Below are 18,365 nucleotides of genomic sequence, written 5' to 3' on the forward strand. Positions count from 1 at the left end.
GCAGGTTCGCGGGAAGACATGGGGCAAGCCATCCCCGGTTGCGGCACCTGCGCCACCGCCGGTCACAGCCAGCCGGCGGCCTTAAGATCGGGACGGAATGACCGGCCCACGGGCACGCGGCGATCATCGGTCAGGCGCAAGAGGGTGCGCTGACCCTCGCGCTCGACACCGATCACCGCATCGGCCGCCACCCACCAGGAGCGGTGCACGCGGCGACCGAGGCCATCCAGTTCGCGCGCGGCATCCTCCATCCGGCACAGGATCATCTCGGAGCCGCCGGAATGGTGCACGACAAGGTAATGATCCTGCATCTCGAGGCAGAGAATACGCCCGCCAAGCGGCCCAGGAAGCCTTGCCTGGAATAGCGACAGGCCGTCCACCCCCGGTTGCGGCGCCTTTTCCCCCGACGATGGGTGCGGTGAAGAAACACCCTCGGGTGTCGCCGGGTCGGGCCGCGCCGCGTTCTGCGCCTCCATGCTCTCCAGATTATAGACCGGCAAGGCAATGGCGGTGAGCAGCAGCAGGACTTGCCCGAAAAGGACCGCGATATTCCCCGGCCAGCCGATCCCCGAGAGCCCGTTGGCCAGCGCCACCACGCCCGTCGCGGGCACAGCGGCGAGACAAGCGCCCGCCACAGGCACTGTAAGCCTTGGAGCAGGCAACCGATCACCCGCCAGTGCCTCAACCCGCCGCAGAACAGCGTCGGCCAACAGCCAGTTCATCGAGACAACCGCCAGCCAATAGGCAAGCCGCGCGGCCGCGGGTAGCAGGTCATAGGTGCCGAATGGCCCGATCAGCCCCAGAACGAGGCCCAGCCCGAGAGGCGGCCCCAGGCGGAGAGACAATTGGGCAAGTCGTTCGCGCATCGTGAACGCAACCATACATGCCGTTCACGCAATTTCCCAACCGTTTCCGCAACTTCGCTGGTCCGGCCCGAGGTGCCGCCGCTACCCGGTGCATATCGTCCAGAACATGGACTTCGACCAAAAGCGGAGACATTGAACCATGACCCAGATTCTACTGTTGCTACATATCCTGGCTGGCGTCGCGGCGCTGGCAGCGGCTGGCATTGCCGTCGGCAGCGCCAAGGGCGGCCGTCTGCATCGACGCTCTGGCAACGCCTATACGCTCGCCATGCTGATCGTCGGGCTGAGCGCGCTGGTGCTTGCAGTGGCGAACCCGAATGCCTTCCTCTTCGCCGTGGGGGTTTTCAGCCTCTACCTCGTCTTTACCGGCTGGCGCGCTGCGATGGTGCGCGACGGACGCCCGAGGCGCCTTGACCATGCGGGCGGGGCGGTAATGGCACTGGCGGGCCTTGGTATGCTGGGCTGGGGCGCGCAGGGCCTGCTGACAGCAAGCGGCGCGCAGCCGGTGATCCTCTTGGCCTTTGGTTCCATCGGCCTGACCATGGCGCTGGCCGATTGGCGCGATTGGGCGCGCGGCCCGATCACCGGCAAGACACGCATCGCGCGTCATCTGGGCCGGATGCTGGGCGGCACCATCGCAACGATCACCGCTGCAGGCGTCGTGAACCTGGGCTTCCTGCCCGACCTCGTGGTGTGGCTTGGGCCGACAGTAGTGCTCACTCCCGTCATCTTCTGGTGGACCGCCCGTGTAACGCGCGGAGCCGTCCGCACCTGACCCGATGCAAAACGACAAAACATGTTGGCACGGTGCCCGACACGCATCTTCGAAATCGAAGGAGCGACAAAACGCGAGCAGGCCAGGCCGGAAGGCGGCAATCCCGGTTCGGCGCCCGCTCGCGCGATCAGTGGGCGAGCACAAGCATCTGGAAAGCCATCATGGCCGAAAATGCCAGCGTCACTGCGGTGGCAGTTGACCCGCTGTCAACCTTCTCCAACGCGTCGGGATAAAGCTCCGAGAACACCATCCAGATCATCGCGCCCGCCGCCAGGCCAAGACCTATTGGAAGGAAGGGCCGAAAGGTCTCAACGAAAAGGTAGGACGGCGCCGCCATGATCGGCTGCGGCAGGCTGGTAAAGATTGCCCAAAGCGCGGCTTTCCAGACAGGGGAACCACGCGGCACAAGGACAAGAGCGATGGCCAGCCCCTCGGGCACGTTATGGAAAGCGATGGCCGTGGTGATATAGGCGCCCAGCCCATCCGACCCTGCGAATGACACGCCCACGCCTACGCCCTCGGCAAAGGAATGTGCCGTCATGATACCCAGGATCAGCAACGCCTTGGCCGCGCCCGCACCTTGCAGGTCGGCCACCTCGACATCGCCGGCGCCCGACAGCAGCCGGTCCGCCAGCACGATCGCGCCAAGCCCCAGCAGCACGCCCAGCAGCGTCAACGTAATGTCGAGCGACACGCCTTCGGCGACCAGGCTGTGGCTGGCCGCAAGCATAAGGCCAGCGGCAGCAGCGTTCGACCACCCCACCGTGCGATGGCCGACCTTTTTGACGAACAGGAAGGGCAGCGCACCAACGCCGGTCATGATGGCGGTGAGAAGCGCCGCTGCAACGACGATCCAGATAGTAGTGTCCATAGGTTCCCAAAAAACAATTTGGCCGACCGCGATGATTTCCCCGCGCGACCGTTCTGTCACCCGGCAGGTGGCGTTTGCGTCTTGGCGTGCCCCGCTCAAAGCATCTGAAAAGCAGGTTTTCAGCGCGTCCTGGGCGCTACTTGCACCCGCTTGCCAAGCGCCGTAGCGCGTGGTCTGCCGGTCACATTATTGGCTCAGATGCTGCCGCCGCGCTTTGGCACACCTGCACAAGGCGTCCGTCAGGGCCAACATCGCGGCGCCAGTAGCCGTACGGATAGCACCAAGAAATTCGGTGCAGGCCTTCACTTGAACCTGGACATGGCGCTGTTGAACGCGTCTGACATGCTGTCCCATGCCCTGTCGAAACCGGCCTTCATGTCGCTCCAGGCGTCGTCGCTGGCCTCGCGCATTTCTTTCAGCTTTGCCTCGGCTTCGTCACGCTGCTTGCGCGCCTCGTCGAGCTGCTTTTGATACTCGATCTTCGCATCTGCATCGGCCTCTTCCAGCTTCGCCTTCATCTTGTCGATCTCGGCGTTCCATTGGTCGATCCGGGCCTTGGCTTTTTCAATATAAGCGTTCTTGTCGGTCATTTGGAAAATCCCTTCCATGTTTCGCGATTTTGAAAACTTCTTGAGTCTCAAAGGATAACCCATGGTCACGCGGCATGAAAGTATGCAAAAATAGAAATGCGAAAATCACTGCCCCACGAGGATATAGCCCATGTCCGAGACCACGAATCTCATAGTGCCGGACACCGAGCTTGCGTGCGCGAATGACGGGCAACGCTGGGCTCTCAGGACCGACACCGAGCCCGCAACCAATTCCGAAGCCTGCTTGAAGGAGTAATGCGATGAAGGTCGATACCGTTATCGTCGGCGCCGGAAGTGCCGGGCTTTCAGCCTTGCGCGAGGTGCGTCGCTACACCAAGGATTTCCTGCTGGTGAACAGCGGGCATTGGGGCACGACCTGCGCCGCCGTTGGCTGCATGCCGTCAAAGGCGCTGATCGAGGCGGCAAACGCGTTTCACCGTCGTGGCGCTTTGGAAGAGTTCGGCATCCGCGGTGCCGACGGGCTGCACGCAGATATTCCCGCTGTCATGGCGCGCGTGCGCCAGATGCGCGACAGCTTTGTGCGAGGCCCCGAGTCGGTGCCCGACAAGCTTGGCGAGCGCGCCCTGTCGGGCCGGGCGCGTTTGCTTGGCCCCGGTCGGCTCGAAGTCGACGGCAAGACGATCGAGGCCCGCGCGATCATCCTCGCGCCCGGTAGCCGCCCGGTCGTTCCGGGGCCTTGGCGCGACTTCGGCGACCGCATCCTGACCACGGACAGCTTGTTCGAACAGTCGAACCTGCCGCGCCGCATCGCCGTTATCGGCATGGGTGCCATCGGCGTGGAAATCGCGCAAGCGCTGTCCCGGCTGGGGCTGGAAGTGGCTGGCTTCGACGCGGTCGAAGGCCTGGCGGGAATCGACGACGCCGAAATTCTGGCCGCTTTCCGCCCGCTGATCGAGTCCGAGGTCGCCCTTCACCTGGGCGCACCGGCCGAGCTCGAGGCAATGGGCGATGCCATACGCGTGACCGGCGCTGGCGGCTCGTTCAAGGCCGACGCGGTACTGGCCGCGATGGGCCGCAGGCCAAACATCGATGATCTCGGGCTAGAAACGCTTGGCGTGCCACTTGATGACAGGGGCATGCCCGAGATCGAGCCGGCGACGCTTCGCATCGGCGATTTGCCGGTGTTCCTAGCTGGCGACGCGAACGGTTACCGCCCGCTGTTGCACGAGGCCGCCGACGAGGGGCACATAGCCGGCCGCATGGCCGCGCCGGACGCAGAAGATTCCGGCCTGTGCAGGCGGACGCCACTTTCCATCGTGTTTTCCGCACCGCAGGTGGCAAGGATCGGTCCACCGCTGTCGGAATTGAACGACCAGGACATCGCGACCGGCAGTGCCGAGTTCTCGAACCAGCCGCGCGCCCGCATGGCGCAGACCGGCGCGGGCATTCTGCGCATCCATGCCGAGCGCCAGACCGGCCGCCTGCTGGCCGCCGAGATGTGTGTGCCGGCGGCCGAACATCTGGTGCATCTGCTTGCCCTCGCGGTGGAAGCGAAAATGACGGTCGCCGACGTGCTTGCCATGCCATTCTATCACCCCGTGCTGGAAGAGGGTCTTCGCAGCGCGCTGCGCGACCTCGCCAAGAATGTGGCCGGTGCGGGTGGCTCCGACCTGTCCGACTGCAAGGCCATCGGGCATGATGCTCTCGACTGATGCGGGTTCATGAATAAAATGACGCTCTCGGGCCGACGACAGATAAGGCGGCCCGAGCGCTCAGCCTTCACCGGGCTTGCGCAAACCCATTGACTAGGGTCGGGCACGGCATGTCAGGGGTCAACCAAACCTCGTTTCTGCAACTGGCCCAAAAGCTTTGCCACGTCGTGTTCGACCACTTGCGCAGGTGCGTGGGGGAAGACCTTTTCCAACGTCGCGACGATACTGCTGCCGGGTTGGCGTGTTTCCAAAAGAATCCAAACGGCACCGCCCACATGGTTGAGCCTGAAAAAACTTCGCGTTTCCATCTGCCACAAGAACATGTCTGAACCAATTCGGCGCATCACAACATCTTCCGCGCGGGCGAATTCCTTCCTCAAATCAGCCGGCTCTGCTGCATCGGCTGGATCATTCATCATCAAGGGCGGCGCCAGGGATTCTTGTAGATCTGGAACGTGGGACTGGCCGAAAGTATCGCGGATAAGTGCTACGGCCTCTTCAAGATCGGAATATACCAGCGTGAGGCAAACCAGGTTTTCAACGAGCCCCTCAATTCGGTCGTAGTGAGAGTCTGCATCCCCTGGGTCGGCGATGTTCTGCCGAATCACGAACGCTGCCGCATCGCTTGTGTCGAGTTGATGGAACCGGGCGCGCGCGCCGTCTTTCCGGCACAGGACAACCATTGCAGACAGCGGCGCACTTGTGCCCAAAGCGGCTTGTTGCGGGTCTGAAACGAATGCGTAGCGATGGTCGTGAATTGTCTTGGCGCGCGCCACATAATCACGGAAACCAGACGAGATACCGTCGGGCAAAGGCAGGCGCAAGCGTGGCTGAACCCCAAGCGCCAGCGCCGTTCCGTCCGGTTCGATCGGCAGAATATCGTCGCAGAACAGCGCGCAATCCGGCTCGGCGCCCAGCCGGGTGACCAATGTTGACTTGCCAGCCCGGTACGGACCCGTGAAAGCAACAAGTTGGATCCCAATTCGCACAGCACCACAATGAAGGCCCAGCGTGCCCGGCCTTTCATCAAGATAGGACTGGATAAGATCAGCCACCGCGCCACAGGTGGCCCCGGCCAGGCCGAGCCCTTTCAAAGGGCTTTCCCCCCACCAGGACTGGAAGCTAAAACGCCCATCAGAGCCGCGCCAAATGGCCGAGTGCGGAGCATCGCGCGTGGTTGCGACTGATTGCAACGCGGGACGCCAGCCCGGCATTGTCTTGCGCAGGCTTTCGTGAATCTCGTCGCTCTCTCTCAACTCGACTTCGTGTGAAAGCCCCGCAAAGCTTAATCGGGTTGCGCGAGAAACCGAAGCGCGCGTTCTGCGCGCTTCGGCTGCGGGTTTGTTCTGTCCGTTTTCGGCCATGTCAGCTTCTCAAGTCAAAATCATTGAGTGACTCACGCAAGGTCTGGCCAGGCACTGGTTCATGGCCTCAGCGGCGACCGCCACCCGACGGGCCCGAGCCGCTGCTGCCACCGAACCCACCTGACGGGCCCGAACCGCCTGCGAAACCGCCCGACGCGCCCGAAGCGCCGCTGCCGCCAAACCCGCCCGATGCGCCCGATCCACCGGATCCACCGCCCGAGCCACCAGCGCCACCGCCTGATCCACCGGCACCACCGCCTGATCCGCCCGACGCGTGCGCGGCACCCAGATGCATCATTACCGGCGCCACATAGGCTGCCCCGGTTGCCAATCCGAGCCGCACCAGCATATGGCGGCGAGAGATGCTTGTTTTCTTATCGTCAGCCATCGTTCTACTCCTTTGCGTTTTCTTGCGGTCACTCGCGGTGACCATGTGAATAAAACGTGGTGCTACCCCCTTTTATTCCCCCGAGGCGGGGAAAAATTCGGCCTCTTCCCCAAAGCATTGCCCAGGCGCCGCGACCAGCCCATGCCCGAACACGGGGTCATGCCCGTCTTCCCCTAGATCCTTGGCACAACGAGACATTTCCGTGATCGTTTGTTCCAGCGGCAATGCGGGCGCGCGCAGGCGTTGCACGGCAAGCGAGGCGGTAACAAACGGTGCGGCATAGGAGGTACCAGACTTGAGGCGCCCGCCCGATACTGACGCCGCGACCCAGACCCGCACGCCCGGGGCTGCGAAATTGATGTAATGGCCGTGGTTTGCCTGCCGATAGGCCCGTCCAGCATGATCAACAGCAGTGACGGCCAGCACCTTTTCAAACGCGGCCGGATAGGCCGGTTCTGCCCCGGGCCCGTCATTTCCAGCGGCGGCCACCGTGGCAACGCCCCTTGTGGCCGCTCGGGTGATCAATTCTTCCAGAACAGCGTTGCGGGGGCCGGAAAAACTCATGTTTATGACGCTGACATCTGCAGCCAGAAGAATGTCCATCGCCTCGGCCAGCGAAAAGATATCGGCTTGTTCACCGTAGTAACCACGATGAAATGCCTCGACCGCCACAAGAGATGCATTGGGTAGCAAGCCCGGTACGCGATACTCCAACCGGCCCACCAGCATCGCCGCTATGGCCGTTCCATGCTTGCGCCCTGCCGCCGCTCGCCCCCCAAGGTCGGCTTGGTGTACCTTCAGGTTCTGCCCAGCAAGCGCTGGGTGGTCTTGGTTGATACCGGTGTCGATCACGCCGATGCGAGGCGCATAGATGCTGGGCCAGCCTGACCAGCCGATCATCTCGTGCGCGGCACATCCATCATCATCGCACAAGAAATCGTCCGGCGTGTAGACGTGGTTTTCGTCGCTCAGAGCGTCGGGCAAAAGATCGGTCAATTCGTCCAACCCTTCTTCGACAGAGCGGCCCGCAGGAAGGCCAAGCCGGTAAAGCGTTCCACCAATCGTGTTGTTGGGCGCTTCCCCCAGAACTGTGTAGCCTGCATCGCGCGCTGGCGTCACCGCGACACCGGCGGGCAGGGCCAGAATGATTTCCAGATCAGGTGGTGTCGGCGCAGCCTGAACCACCCGCCGCCTGTTGCTCCGGGGGTCCGGGCGACTACGGTTGTTGCCCCAGATATTTCGGGCACCGCCGCCCGAACCACCACCCCCGGTGCCAGCCCCACCAGCGCCGCCGCCAGAGCCGCCGGAAGCATGCGCCATACCCAAATGCGTCAGCGCAGGCGCGGTATAGGCCGTTGCACCAGCCAGGCCGATACGCGTTAAAAGCTTTCGGCGGGTCATGTCCGGATGGTCATCCTCGGGCATCGGTCTAAGGCTCCTTCATGCAACAAGGCACAAGTGTATGTTCATACACAACGACAAGGGTGAGCATTCTATTCCAGATCATCCAGAAGTTTTCTGATCACGTTTTCGGAATAATTCCGGTCGGGAACCGTTTTCCTTGATGTGACCAGTTTGACCCCGCGCAGCCCCACGAGGAAGACAAAACGTGACGGACCAGTTGAAACAGCAGATCATTGAATTGCTCCCGCGTTTGCGAGCATTCGCCCGATCCCTGGCGCCAAGCTGGGACGAGGCCGACGATCTGGTGCAGCAGACTGTCGAGAAAGGGTTGGGCAATCTTTCGAGTTTCGCTTCGGGCACCCGGCTGGACAGTTGGTTGTTTCGCATCATGCGCAACACCTGGATTGACCAATACAGGGCCGCGCGCCCGGTTGTGGCCATCGACGATGCCGCCGCATCCCACCCCTTGGTCGGTGAAGACGGGCGGAAGGTTACCGAGGCACGTCTGGAGCTGTCACGGGTGCGCGCCGCGATGGACAGGCTCCCACCGGACCAACGCGCCGTATTGATGTTGGTCTGCGTAGAGGGGATGCGATACCGCGAGGCCGCAGAGGCACTGGATATCCCGAACGGCACGGTGATGAGCCGATTGGCCCGAGCCCGGACCGCGCTGGCGGAAGAGCTGGGGATGACCCAAACACCGCGCGCGAAACAGGAGAAGCGCAATGAGCGACCCTAGAGAAAACAGCGTGAGCGATGACATGTTGATGGCCCTTGCCGATGGCGAACTTGAACCCGAGCAGGCCGACGCCCTGCGGGCCAGGATCGAAAATGATCCTGCGCTCGCTGCCCGTTACGCCGTCTTCACCGAAACTGCGAATGCACTGCGCGCGGCTTACACGCAGGACGGCGTGCCGGATCGCCTGGTCAAGGCTGTTCTTGCAACGCCCGCCGCCACGGACAAGCCCGCGACCAAGACGGCAAACAACATTCTCCCGGTCCTGCCGCGCGTCGCCTGGCCGCTTGCCCTTGCCGCGACGCTGGCGGCGGGCGTCGGGTTGGGTTGGGGGCTGAGATCCCCCGACGGTCCGGCTGGCACGCCGGGGCTTGCCGACGTGGCCCGAACGGTGTCGGATGTCCCAACCGGGCAGACATATGACGTGGCGGGGTTCGGGACAGCGCGTGTTCTGGGCACCTTCGACACCGAGCAAGGTCTGTGCCGCCTGATCGCCGTTTCCCCTGCATCCGACCCTGCCGGTCGCTTCTTGGCTTGCCGCAAGGGCGGGGATTGGCGCATTGCGATCAGCGTGACCGACGGCCCTGACAGCGGGTTCACACCTGCGTCAGACGTGGCGACCGAGGTGATCGACGATTTTCTTAGCGCGATCGGCGCTGGCCGCGCACTCACCGTCGAGGCTGAAGCAAGCGCACTGCGCTGACTGGGTTTCCAAAAGGAAACGAACGGTAGGCGGGTTGCGCCGCCATGCTTGGCAAGACCGCCCTGTGTTCCCGTCATATACAAGGCCGCCGACCTTCAAAGCCGACCGAAAGGCGACGTCCGTGCCCCAATCCTCTCGCTCGATGCACGAAGAATGGGGCACGATATCTGCGATATGATCCTGTGGCTTGTAAAGTCGAGCCGGGCAACCTCCAGACGTGGGGGCCGGCGCCAATAGGATGTTGCAGGAGGATCGCCGGAGGCATCGGGGGATTACGCCCCACTCAGGCGGCGACAGGGCCTTTTGATAGATCGGTTAGAACCTCCGCCGCGATTTCGAAAGACCGGACTCGCGCCGTGTGGTCATGGATCATGCCGGTCACCATCAGTTCATCGGGCTGAAATGCGTCGATGATCCCGCCCAGATGTTCTTTGACCTTTGCAGCCGAGCCGGTGGCGGAACATGACAGTGCCTGCTGCACCTGCGCCATGATCGGCGCCGGTATCTCCCGGTCCACATCATGGGTCGGAAAGGGCAGCTTGCCGGGTCGGCCGGTTCTGAGGCGCGCAAAGGCGAGGAGTTGCGAGGATCGCAAATACGCCGCCTCGGCATCGGTTGGCGCCGCGCAAACCCCGGCCGCCATCATCACGTAGGGTTTGTCCAGCCGGTCCGATGGCCGGAACGTGCTGCGGTACACGGCCAGCGCCTCTTCCAGCATGGCCGGCGCGAAGTGTGATGCAAAGGCATAGGGCAGCCCGAGGAAGGCGGCCAACTGCGCGCCATACAGGCTGGAGCCCAGGATCCAGACCGGAACATGGGTGCCCTCTCCGGGGATGGCGCGCACGGGAGTTCCGTCCGAGCTGTCTCCGAAATAGCCAATCAACTCCTGCACATCCTGGGGGAAGCTGTCCTCGGGTGCCATGTGACGACGCAGCGCCCGGGCCGTCGCCATATCCGTGCCGGGTGCCCGGCCCAGACCCAGATCGATCCGTCCCGGATAGAGCGTGGCCAGGGTTCCGAACTGTTCGGCAATGACAAGCGGCGCATGGTTGGGAAGCATGATACCACCCGCACCGACCCGCATGGTAGAGGTTGCCGAGGCCACGTGCCCGATCACCAGGGCGGTGGCCGCGCTGGCAATGCCGGGCATGTTGTGATGCTCGGCCAGCCAGTAGCGGTGATAGCCCGACCGCTCGGCGGCACGGGCAAGGTCGACTGTCGCGGCCAGCGCATCGGTCGCGGTCTTGCCTTCGGGTATGGGCGACAGGTCGAGAAGCGAGAATTTCTGCATGGCGCTCTCCTTTGGATAACAGCTAATCATCCCAAGCGGTCGGGCCAAGCCCTTATCGGTTTGCCCCTGCGCGGCGGCGCAAGCTACGCGACATGTGCCGTTGGCACGGCGCACGAGTGCGGCCTGGGTGTATCGGTCAACAAATATGCAATGGGGCAAGGTATCTGCGCCGCGCTGTTCGCGCCCATGGGAAGCATAAAGGCCAGCCGAGATGGCCACCTTTCGATACATCAACGGCTTCTACGTTCCGCGCGGCAGGCGAAAAGCATCGGGCAGGAAAAGCCCTGCCGCCTTCGAACGGAAGATGGCCGAAGCACTTGGATCGGCTCAAACAGGCGACAGGTCCATCTTGTGTCAGTTGCGGATAGTCAGTTCGAGCACCTGATACGGCAAAAGCCTGACATTGATCTGCGGGTCGGCGAAAACCTGGTCAGTCAAAAGAGCTCGCGTATCGTGCTCGGTCAGGTAATAGGGCCTGCCGTCGATTTCCACGGACACGTCCGGCTGCATACCCTGTCCGGGGACGTAGCTCTGGCCGTCGGACGTGGCCGGGTCATAGCCGACCACCACTCCGGTGGCGGACTTGAAGTCAGGTGCCACGTCCCTGAGATCAAATTCAAGTTCGACCGGCTCAAGTGAATGACTGCCAATATAGAGCACGATCTCTCCATCGCCCTCATAGGCGGCGATATCGCTTGTTTCAGGCAGGTTTTCCAGGTCGAGCCTCAAAAGCTCCTTGCCCGGCAGGCTCTTCGCCATGAGGTCGAACATGGCGCCGCGCACGTTCTCGATTACCCGTCCTTGATCGTCCGTCAGCACGCTGCCACTGTCGAAACTGCCGCCGATATCATTGGTGGTGTTGTGATTGATCGGCCAGACATGCGCCGTATCGACCCCCATTTCGACCATGTTTTCCACCATCTCCGTCAAGAGCGGCAGGCTTTGAACACCAGTGCGGACATCGTTGTTCGCCTTGATGTTCCATTCAGTGATGTAAAGATCGAGATCGCGACCGAACCGATCACTCCACACTTCGAAGTCTTTATCTATATGCCGCACTTCCGTGGATTGGCCATCAAACGGAAACGGGGAATCGTTCCAGTAGTAATGTTCGACCACCCCATCCACATTCGCGCGCGATTCTTCGCTCAGTTGGTCTATGATCGCGTTGTTGGCATCGGTGACGCGCGTCAAATACCCACGATCATCGACGCTGGCGTGAAACTCTGACTCGGCGTTCGGTGTCGCCATCTGGACAAGAATATCAGGATCACCCTGATCCGCGGATGCAATGCCTTGCGCCAGCGCATCTATCGCGATGTCTGCCTTTTGGCCGTACTCTGTCTCGCCCATATAAGACCAATATTCATTGCCGATCTCAAAGGCGTCTATCTTGTCGCCATAGTCATTCATCACCTTTTCGGTCCAATCTGCCAGCCCCTTGCCGTACTCTTCGACAGAGGAACCTGCAGTCGGGATGACAAGCGTGACGCCGCCTTCGATATTGTCCAGGAAATCAGTCAACTCTGGACGGAGGGAACCATCCTCGCCCAGTTGCGTGATATCCAGAAAGTCTATGCCATCGACGCCGTCGGGTTCTGCCTGGCCTCCTGGATAGCGGAGATTTTCCAACTCAAACGCTTCGATAGAACCATGCAGCGTTTCAGTCGGTGTCCCTTTGTCGGTATTTATGCTGTAGACGGCGTTTGCCCCGAACAGATCATCCGATACGAATTGCCCGGTGCGCGTCACATTGGGATCAGGATCGGGATCATCATCATGATCCTCTTCAACGGTTTCCGCATCGTCAGAGCCCGACCCAATCATGCCAATGAGCGGGAGCAGCAATAAAAAAAGATACATCAAGGGAACAATTCCTTTTTAGGGCCGCCAAAAATGCACTTCGATTATACACCATTATTGGCTCTTTGTGCCTGACGAATCTGACCACCCAAGTGACACCGCTACCGAGGAATGGTTTTCATAGGCCAGCCCTCAGCTATACAAAGCGCCAAAAGCACGGTCGTTCCCAAAATAATGACCCATTTCGCCGATAAACTCGGCGACCCAGGGATATGGGATGTTCTCGACCAAATCCGGTCGCCATGCCCCGAACGAAAGCGCGCGCCCTGAAGGCGCGTTGCACATTTGGCGATGTGCATGATCATATTGCAGCTTGTTGGAAAACGGGCGGCGAAAACCGCCTTTCTCGTGCTCCGATACTGGTTTCACCGCCAGCCTGAGCACCCAGCCTGGATATCAAGGCGAGCCATTGGATTGATGGCAGGCGCTCTGCTGCTTCAGAAATGGCGCGCAGCGGGCGGCCAACGCTCTTGCACGTCATCAATTAGCGTCGTGCGTCATCGCCAGCGCCTGAGATTTCCAGCGGTAATCTACCCATTTTTGCAGGGGTATCGTTGTCGGACCTACGCGGCTCTCTTCAGTTAGTGGGCTGGGATCACCCCGCCGTTGCCCATGTTCGGCGGCGCGGCAGGCTATTTCAATGCTGGCACTCTTCATCGGAATTCCCTCGGCCATCCTGCCGAGAAAATTCTACTTCAGCATCCCCTTTTGATCGGGAGGACTGCCGCGTGGTCAAGACAGGTAGGCGAATGCAATGACCCAGAGGGACAACACAAAGCCACAAGCCAGAGTATAGGCACCGTTCCAGACCAGCCCGACGCGGGTTGCGCTGATACCGGCGAAAGAGCCGATCAGAAGGGTTGTCGCCGTAAAGGGCGAGCTTGCCCCGCTTAGCGCCCATCCGGCCGTGATCGCGACCACAAGCGCTGTCGGTTGCACCCCAAGGTCACCGGCTGCCGGAATGAGCGGCGCAATCAGCGTGACAGCAAGGATCGGGTTCATGCCGATCTGCCCGGCCAGCGGGATGATCCAGACCAGCAAGACCAGGATGGTCCAGGTCGGGAAGTAGGACGGATCGAACCCTGTCGCCTGCACCATCGGTGCCAATAGTTGCGACCCGGCCGTGCCTATGAAACCCGCCATCATCAGCAGGGTCAGTTCCCCGCGATAGCCAGGCAGCTCTTGCAGCACATAGGTTTTGATGCGCGCCCGCGTGGTGGATGCGGGATTCTCGTCCCAGTGCTGAAGAAGCATCCAAAAAACGGCGATGCACGGCACCAAGACAGCGATGATGCCGACAACCCGAACCTGCGTCAGCGTGCTCAGCGTTACCACGCCCACAAGCAGAATGGTCAACAACACCGCCAGCGGCAGCATCGTTGCCCAAGTGCCTACCGCCGCGCTGCGGACCGGCGTGATTGTCAATCGCGGCTTGAATATCGTGTCGAGCGCCCAGCCAATTCCCGCCAGCAGGATCGATGTTACCACCCCTGGAACCAATGCCTTGCCCCAGGTGGCATCCGGAATGACGCTGATGGTGATCGCCACCGCAAAGGACAGCGGCGACCACGGCAGGGTCGAGACAAAACCACGTTGGATCGCCAGAAGCATTCGCCGAATACGGTGCCCGCGGATTTCCAGGTTGGGTTCTGTGTTCGCATTGCTTGTCGCGAGCGAGCCAAGCAGTTGAAGGGATCCGTAGTTCAGCAGCAAGGCAAACGCCTGGCCGCCCACGGTCAATGCCGCATAGCGCCTGCCGGGGGGTTGGCCTGCTAGAAAGGTTCCGGCCCGCTGGATCGCCGGCGAGGTCTGCGCCACGGTACGCAGCGTTGACAGCGCGGTGAAAAATGCGCCGATGAACGCAGCAGTCTCGAGCCCACGCGTGATGATCGCGCGCCAACCAGGGGTCGTGGCGACCAGCGCGATACTGATAATCAAACCCACGGCGATAAACGCCTTACGGGACAATCGCACCTGGAAAAGCAAGATCGCCACAAGGACAAGAACCAGCACTGGTTTGGCAGGTTGCGTCCACCCTGCGACGCCCCATTCCCTGCAAACGACAAGCAGCGTGATCGCGCAAAGCAGAAGGCCGACCACCCTGTTTGCCAAGCCGCCCATAACAATGATCCTTTATGCCGCGTTACTTTATCTGCGTGCAGCCCGCTTACCCAAGTTGCAAGTTGACGCCGCACATCAGTAGCCTTTTGTCCCTGCGGCGCGACCGTGACGGTCATCGAATATCCGTTGCATCCTACTGGGCCGCAAGGTGAGGCGCGCCAACATCACGGCGACCCCGCACGCCGCGCTGCCGCAAGATGGCCGAAAATCCCGGTGGAGTACCGGGCGTGATCCGGCCCAGACCGTCGTGGCTGTCTATCTGTCCAGTTCGGCCGACCCGTGTCAGTCGATACCTTCCAAGAACGTCATCAGTTCGGCGTTGAACCCATCCGGGTCTTCCCAGAAACCAAGGTGGGACGGCATCGTTGCAGAAACCATCGCGCTTGGAGTATTGGCGGCGGCCCATTCCGACACGACGGGACCCCATTCTTCCTGCACGATGTAGAGCAATGGGATTTCACCATCCATCGCGGTCAGGTCTTCGGTGTAATCGTCGAAAGTGCCGGCCGCATTCAACAAGGCCATTGTTGTCGAGTTGGTCTTTTCCGCGATCGCACTGGCCCATGCAATGTTCTCTGCCGACGTGTCCGCAAGCATCCACTCCGCGAACCCCGCGATCATGTCATCGCGATACAGCAATGGGCCCATCGTGAAGAAGGCTTCGAAGCCATCCGCATCATCATGGCTGTACCAAACCCATTCGGTCGTGTTGTCCGCCCCGGTCGACTTCGGCGCGGCATCGATCATCACGAAACCTTTCAGGCGCTCGGTCCCGAATTGATCGACATAGGACAGAACCGCGTTTCCGCCGAAAGACCATCCGCCCAGTACGATATTGTCTAGTTCCAGCGCCTCAATGAAGGCGTTCAGATCGCGGCCGTGCTGTTGGTAGAAATGACCGCCAACGGTTTTGGAGCTGTCGCCCTGACCACGCGGATCGAAGGTAACGAATGTGTAATCCGTCGACCCTTCGAATGTCTCGAGTTGCTTTTCGAACACCTCGGTGCTCATCGCCCAGCCGGGGACAAACAGGATTGTCGTACCTCCCGTGCCCACAGTCTCATAGTGGATGGTCAAGTCTTCGCCAAGCTGAACTTCTTCCGCGAAAGAGGCTTGCGCGGTCAATGCGACGCCAAGAGCCGCGAGGCTCTTTAGTTTCATAGTCATCAAAGCATGTCCTTCCATTCGACGTGTCGGGGTGTCTCTGGCTGCTATCCGAACTATCGAAGCGATCGTTTGTCGCGTCAACACGCGGCGAGCTAGCGCCTTGCGCGGCCTCCGCATCCGGCCCATTCGGAGATCCTGATCATAAGATTGGACGTCAAGACGGCTGCCGTGAGCAACCCGAAATGTTAAAAGGCTGTCGCGCAAAATAATTCGTCTTCCGGCAGGAAAGTTCAGCATTGCGTGAATTCGTCCATCACTGACCGTCTTGGGCGTAGCGACTGGCTGATCTGGCAGAACGGCCACGCGGTGCTTGACGGTGTGGCGAAGCCTCGAAAAAAGCCGAAAACACCGAGTGGCTTGCAAGATTTACCGGTGCCCGATCCAACCGCGATCATCGGTGAAGGCGCGCGCGTCAGAGATTTGCGTGGGGCCGTAGCCGTCTGGCGAACTGTCAAGAGGATCAAGTGGTTGGCGGGAGGCCGCGAAGAGGATATTGGTTCGGCCCCGTGCGTTCACCTGGCCCTGAACGACCTGAACATGTGGATATAGCGCCCGCAGGATCGCGTGGACACCGCGCGCGAGGGGGCCATCGGGAGCATCCAGAAGGTTCACATAAACAGGGCCATCGACGATCTCCCGCAGGCGGGCAAAGGTCTCCCGCGTGACCAGATGCGCCGGGACCGAGCCGGAAGAGAACGCATCCATCACGGCGGCGTCGAAGCGTTGATCTGTTTCGTTCAAGAAGACCCGCCCGTCGGCATGCACTATGCCAAGCCGACCTTCGGAAACTTTATCTTCGGATACGTGATAGCCGGCCTGCGCGATCATTTCCGCGGCACTTGGCATGTGCACACGCACCACCTCCGTCACCAAGGGGTCGATCTCGACGGCCACCGCCTGCGCCTCCTGTCGCGAGGCAAGCAGCTTTGTTGGCAGGGTGTAACCGCCGCCGCCGACGAACAGCACCGATGCCTCAGGCCCCAGGTCGCGATCCATGCGCGCCCACATCCACTCGGTGTAGCTCAGGACAAGCTCGACCGTGCTCTCGTCAGCCTCTACCGGCGTGACCCGTTCGGCGGCTTGCACCGTGCCATCCGAGACGAGGCGCACTTCCGGGCCCCGCTGGGCGACATGCAAGCAGGACAAGCCAGATTCGTATTGGCAGACCGGGGATCCGGCCAGGGCTGCAAAGGCGACAAAACCGGCCGCCGCGACAGTCACGCCGGGATTCGCCTGCCCGCCGCTGCGCACAAAGGGCAAGCAAAGCAGCGCCACTGCCCCGCAGGCCACAAAGGTCGCCGTCGAGCCAATCAGGGGCAAGGTGACGAACCCGGCGAGGATCGCTCCGAAAATAGCCCCGATAGACCCTGCGGCCAGAACGAAACCCAGCGACGATCCCTCCCGGCCCGGCCGCGCCTCGATTGCCAGTTTCGCAAGCAAGGGCGACGGAAGAGTCACAAACACAGACGCCGGAAAGAAAACGAGGAACACGCTGATCATCATGCCATGTGTGCCGCGCGCGCCCCAGGCATACAGCACGCCAAGCAACGCCGGCGACACGGCCATGAGTACCGCTGTCGCGACAAGCGCGCTGCGGACATTGCGCAAGGCGACTGCGCGCGGCCGTTCTGCCACGATCCCTCCAAGAGCGCTGCCAAGGGAAAATCCGCCGAGAACCGTCGCGATAACGGTCGTCCAGGTCAGCAGCGAGGCACCAAAGAAGGGCGCGAGCACACGGCCTGCGGCGATCTCGTATGTCAGCCCTGCAGCCGACAGCACGAGGACGAGCGCGATAGCGACTGAAAAGCGGATGGCAGCCTCCATGTCTTTTCAGGGTTGGCTGAGCGGTTTTGACTCGAATTGGACTTAACAAGTAGCAGGCTTTTCTTGGAAATCATGTCTTCCTCGGAAAATAATGACCAGGGGATTTATGCTTGTGCTTAGGTGGATCTCGCGCAAACCTTCAGGCTTTTGCCATGAAGAAAAGGCCAGCAGGCGCAGGTCAGGCGACAGAGGAATCGAGGCGTCCACCGAAAGCCTTTCCGAGTTTTGTAAATTCATCTGGTGCAAGAACCCGCGGTTACGGCGAATGTCGGAAAATCGGGCTGTGGCTGCCCTGTCCTGAAGGCAGTTTCAACGTCCGGCCAGGGTCAATTTCAACACCCCAAGCGTTTGACTTCGCCAAGTAAGTCATTGGCGTGTACCGGGTCTGTCGACTTTTAAATCCCGTTTCGATCGATCGACTTTTGCAATTCCGGCAACCTGTCAGGCCGAAGTGCGTAGATCCGCGACTCGGACGCACAACCTTGATCTGCCTTACCTCAGACACTGCCCGATCTCGCGCCTACTATTCCGAAGCGCCGGACACCGCGCCCGTCAATGAACATGCCCTTCCGACCGTTCGTGAGCCTTGGACGATGAACGGTTTCGAAATGATCTGGTTTCGGCAAAGGAATCACAAGTGGGGGCATTCCCGCATGTTGGAGGGCGCATCCGTTGCGCCGATCAGCGGTTTTCCGGCTTTCGTTTCGCGCCGAAATGACCAAGGTGTGT

15 protein-coding genes are annotated in these 18,365 nt (G+C 61.2%); 4 read left to right on the plus strand and 11 right to left on the minus strand.

The genetic code is table 11. From position 1 onward, the window contains the following. Positions 1-62: 62 nt before the first annotated feature. The gene (locus tag M8744_RS15835) at positions 63-866 is read right to left on the minus strand and encodes a LytTR family DNA-binding domain-containing protein (protein ID WP_251419572.1); all 804 of its coding nucleotides are present in this window, start codon (positions 864-866) and stop codon (positions 63-65) included. 139 nt (positions 867-1,005) lie between these two features. Here M8744_RS15835 and M8744_RS15840 point away from each other — a divergent pair, with 139 nt between their 5' ends. Next, positions 1,006-1,641, plus strand: coding sequence for a hypothetical protein (locus M8744_RS15840; RefSeq protein WP_251419574.1), 636 nt, complete (start codon positions 1,006-1,008; stop codon positions 1,639-1,641). Positions 1,642-1,768: 127 nt separating this feature from the next. Here M8744_RS15840 and M8744_RS15845 read toward each other — a convergent pair whose 3' ends face one another. Together M8744_RS15845 and M8744_RS15850 are read right to left on the minus strand one after the other, a co-directional pair. Then, a complete protein-coding gene (locus tag M8744_RS15845) occupies positions 1,769-2,512 on the minus strand; it encodes a ZIP family metal transporter (protein ID WP_251419576.1) in 744 nt (247 codons plus the stop codon). A 302-nt stretch (positions 2,513-2,814) separates the two neighbouring features. After that, a complete protein-coding gene (locus tag M8744_RS15850; protein WP_251419578.1) occupies positions 2,815-3,102 on the minus strand; it encodes a sll1863 family stress response protein in 288 nt (95 codons plus the stop codon). A 260-nt stretch (positions 3,103-3,362) separates the two neighbouring features. On the opposite strand from M8744_RS15850, the gene M8744_RS15855 reads away from it, so the two are divergent. After that, complete coding sequence (locus M8744_RS15855; RefSeq protein WP_251419580.1) at positions 3,363-4,775, plus strand: dihydrolipoyl dehydrogenase; 1,413 nt, start codon at positions 3,363-3,365, stop codon at positions 4,773-4,775. Positions 4,776-4,888: 113 nt separating this feature from the next. Here M8744_RS15855 and M8744_RS15860 read toward each other — a convergent pair whose 3' ends face one another. The 3 genes from M8744_RS15860 to M8744_RS15870 form a co-directional block, all read right to left on the minus strand. Further along, complete coding sequence (locus M8744_RS15860) at positions 4,889-6,139, minus strand: PqqD family protein (RefSeq protein WP_251419582.1); 1,251 nt, start codon at positions 6,137-6,139, stop codon at positions 4,889-4,891. A gap of 67 nt (positions 6,140-6,206) precedes the next feature. Beyond that, positions 6,207-6,527: a hypothetical protein gene (locus tag M8744_RS15865; RefSeq protein ID WP_251419584.1), complete on the minus strand. Its 321-nt coding sequence runs from the start codon at positions 6,525-6,527 to the stop codon at positions 6,207-6,209. Positions 6,528-6,599: 72 nt separating this feature from the next. Next, positions 6,600-7,952: a S8 family serine peptidase gene (locus tag M8744_RS15870; protein ID WP_251419586.1), complete on the minus strand. Its 1,353-nt coding sequence runs from the start codon at positions 7,950-7,952 to the stop codon at positions 6,600-6,602. A 184-nt stretch (positions 7,953-8,136) separates the two neighbouring features. On the opposite strand from M8744_RS15870, the gene M8744_RS15875 reads away from it, so the two are divergent. Together M8744_RS15875 and M8744_RS15880 are read left to right on the plus strand one after the other, a co-directional pair. Then, positions 8,137-8,670, plus strand: a complete 534-nt coding sequence (locus M8744_RS15875; RefSeq protein ID WP_251419588.1) for an RNA polymerase sigma factor — start codon at positions 8,137-8,139, stop codon at positions 8,668-8,670. Next, positions 8,657-9,370 carry an anti-sigma factor family protein gene (locus M8744_RS15880; RefSeq protein ID WP_251419590.1) on the plus strand — a complete coding sequence of 238 codons (714 nt, stop codon included), beginning with the start codon at positions 8,657-8,659 and terminating at the stop codon, positions 9,368-9,370. The genes M8744_RS15875 and M8744_RS15880 overlap by 14 nt, the downstream gene beginning before the upstream one ends. 283 nt (positions 9,371-9,653) lie before the next feature. Here M8744_RS15880 and M8744_RS15885 read toward each other — a convergent pair whose 3' ends face one another. From M8744_RS15885 to M8744_RS15910, 5 genes are all read right to left on the minus strand, one after another. Next, a complete protein-coding gene (locus M8744_RS15885) occupies positions 9,654-10,661 on the minus strand; it encodes an LLM class flavin-dependent oxidoreductase (RefSeq protein WP_251419592.1) in 1,008 nt (335 codons plus the stop codon). Positions 10,662-11,015: 354 nt separating this feature from the next. Then, a complete protein-coding gene (locus M8744_RS15895) occupies positions 11,016-12,527 on the minus strand; it encodes a hypothetical protein (RefSeq protein WP_251419594.1) in 1,512 nt (503 codons plus the stop codon). Between the two features lie 729 nt (positions 12,528-13,256). Then, entirely contained in the window at positions 13,257-14,468 is a 1,212-nt protein-coding gene (locus M8744_RS15900; RefSeq protein ID WP_353049797.1) for a hypothetical protein, read from the minus strand. 459 nt (positions 14,469-14,927) lie between these two features. Beyond that, positions 14,928-15,812, minus strand: a complete 885-nt coding sequence (locus tag M8744_RS15905; RefSeq protein ID WP_251419598.1) for an alpha/beta fold hydrolase — start codon at positions 15,810-15,812, stop codon at positions 14,928-14,930. Positions 15,813-16,178: 366 nt separating this feature from the next. Beyond that, positions 16,179-17,636, minus strand: a complete 1,458-nt coding sequence (locus M8744_RS15910; RefSeq protein WP_251419600.1) for a fused MFS/spermidine synthase — start codon at positions 17,634-17,636, stop codon at positions 16,179-16,181. Between the last annotated feature and the right edge of the window lie 729 nt (positions 17,637-18,365).

This window comes from Lutimaribacter degradans, assembly GCF_023703375.1.
Taxonomy (GTDB): domain Bacteria; phylum Pseudomonadota; class Alphaproteobacteria; order Rhodobacterales; family Rhodobacteraceae; genus Lutimaribacter; species Lutimaribacter degradans.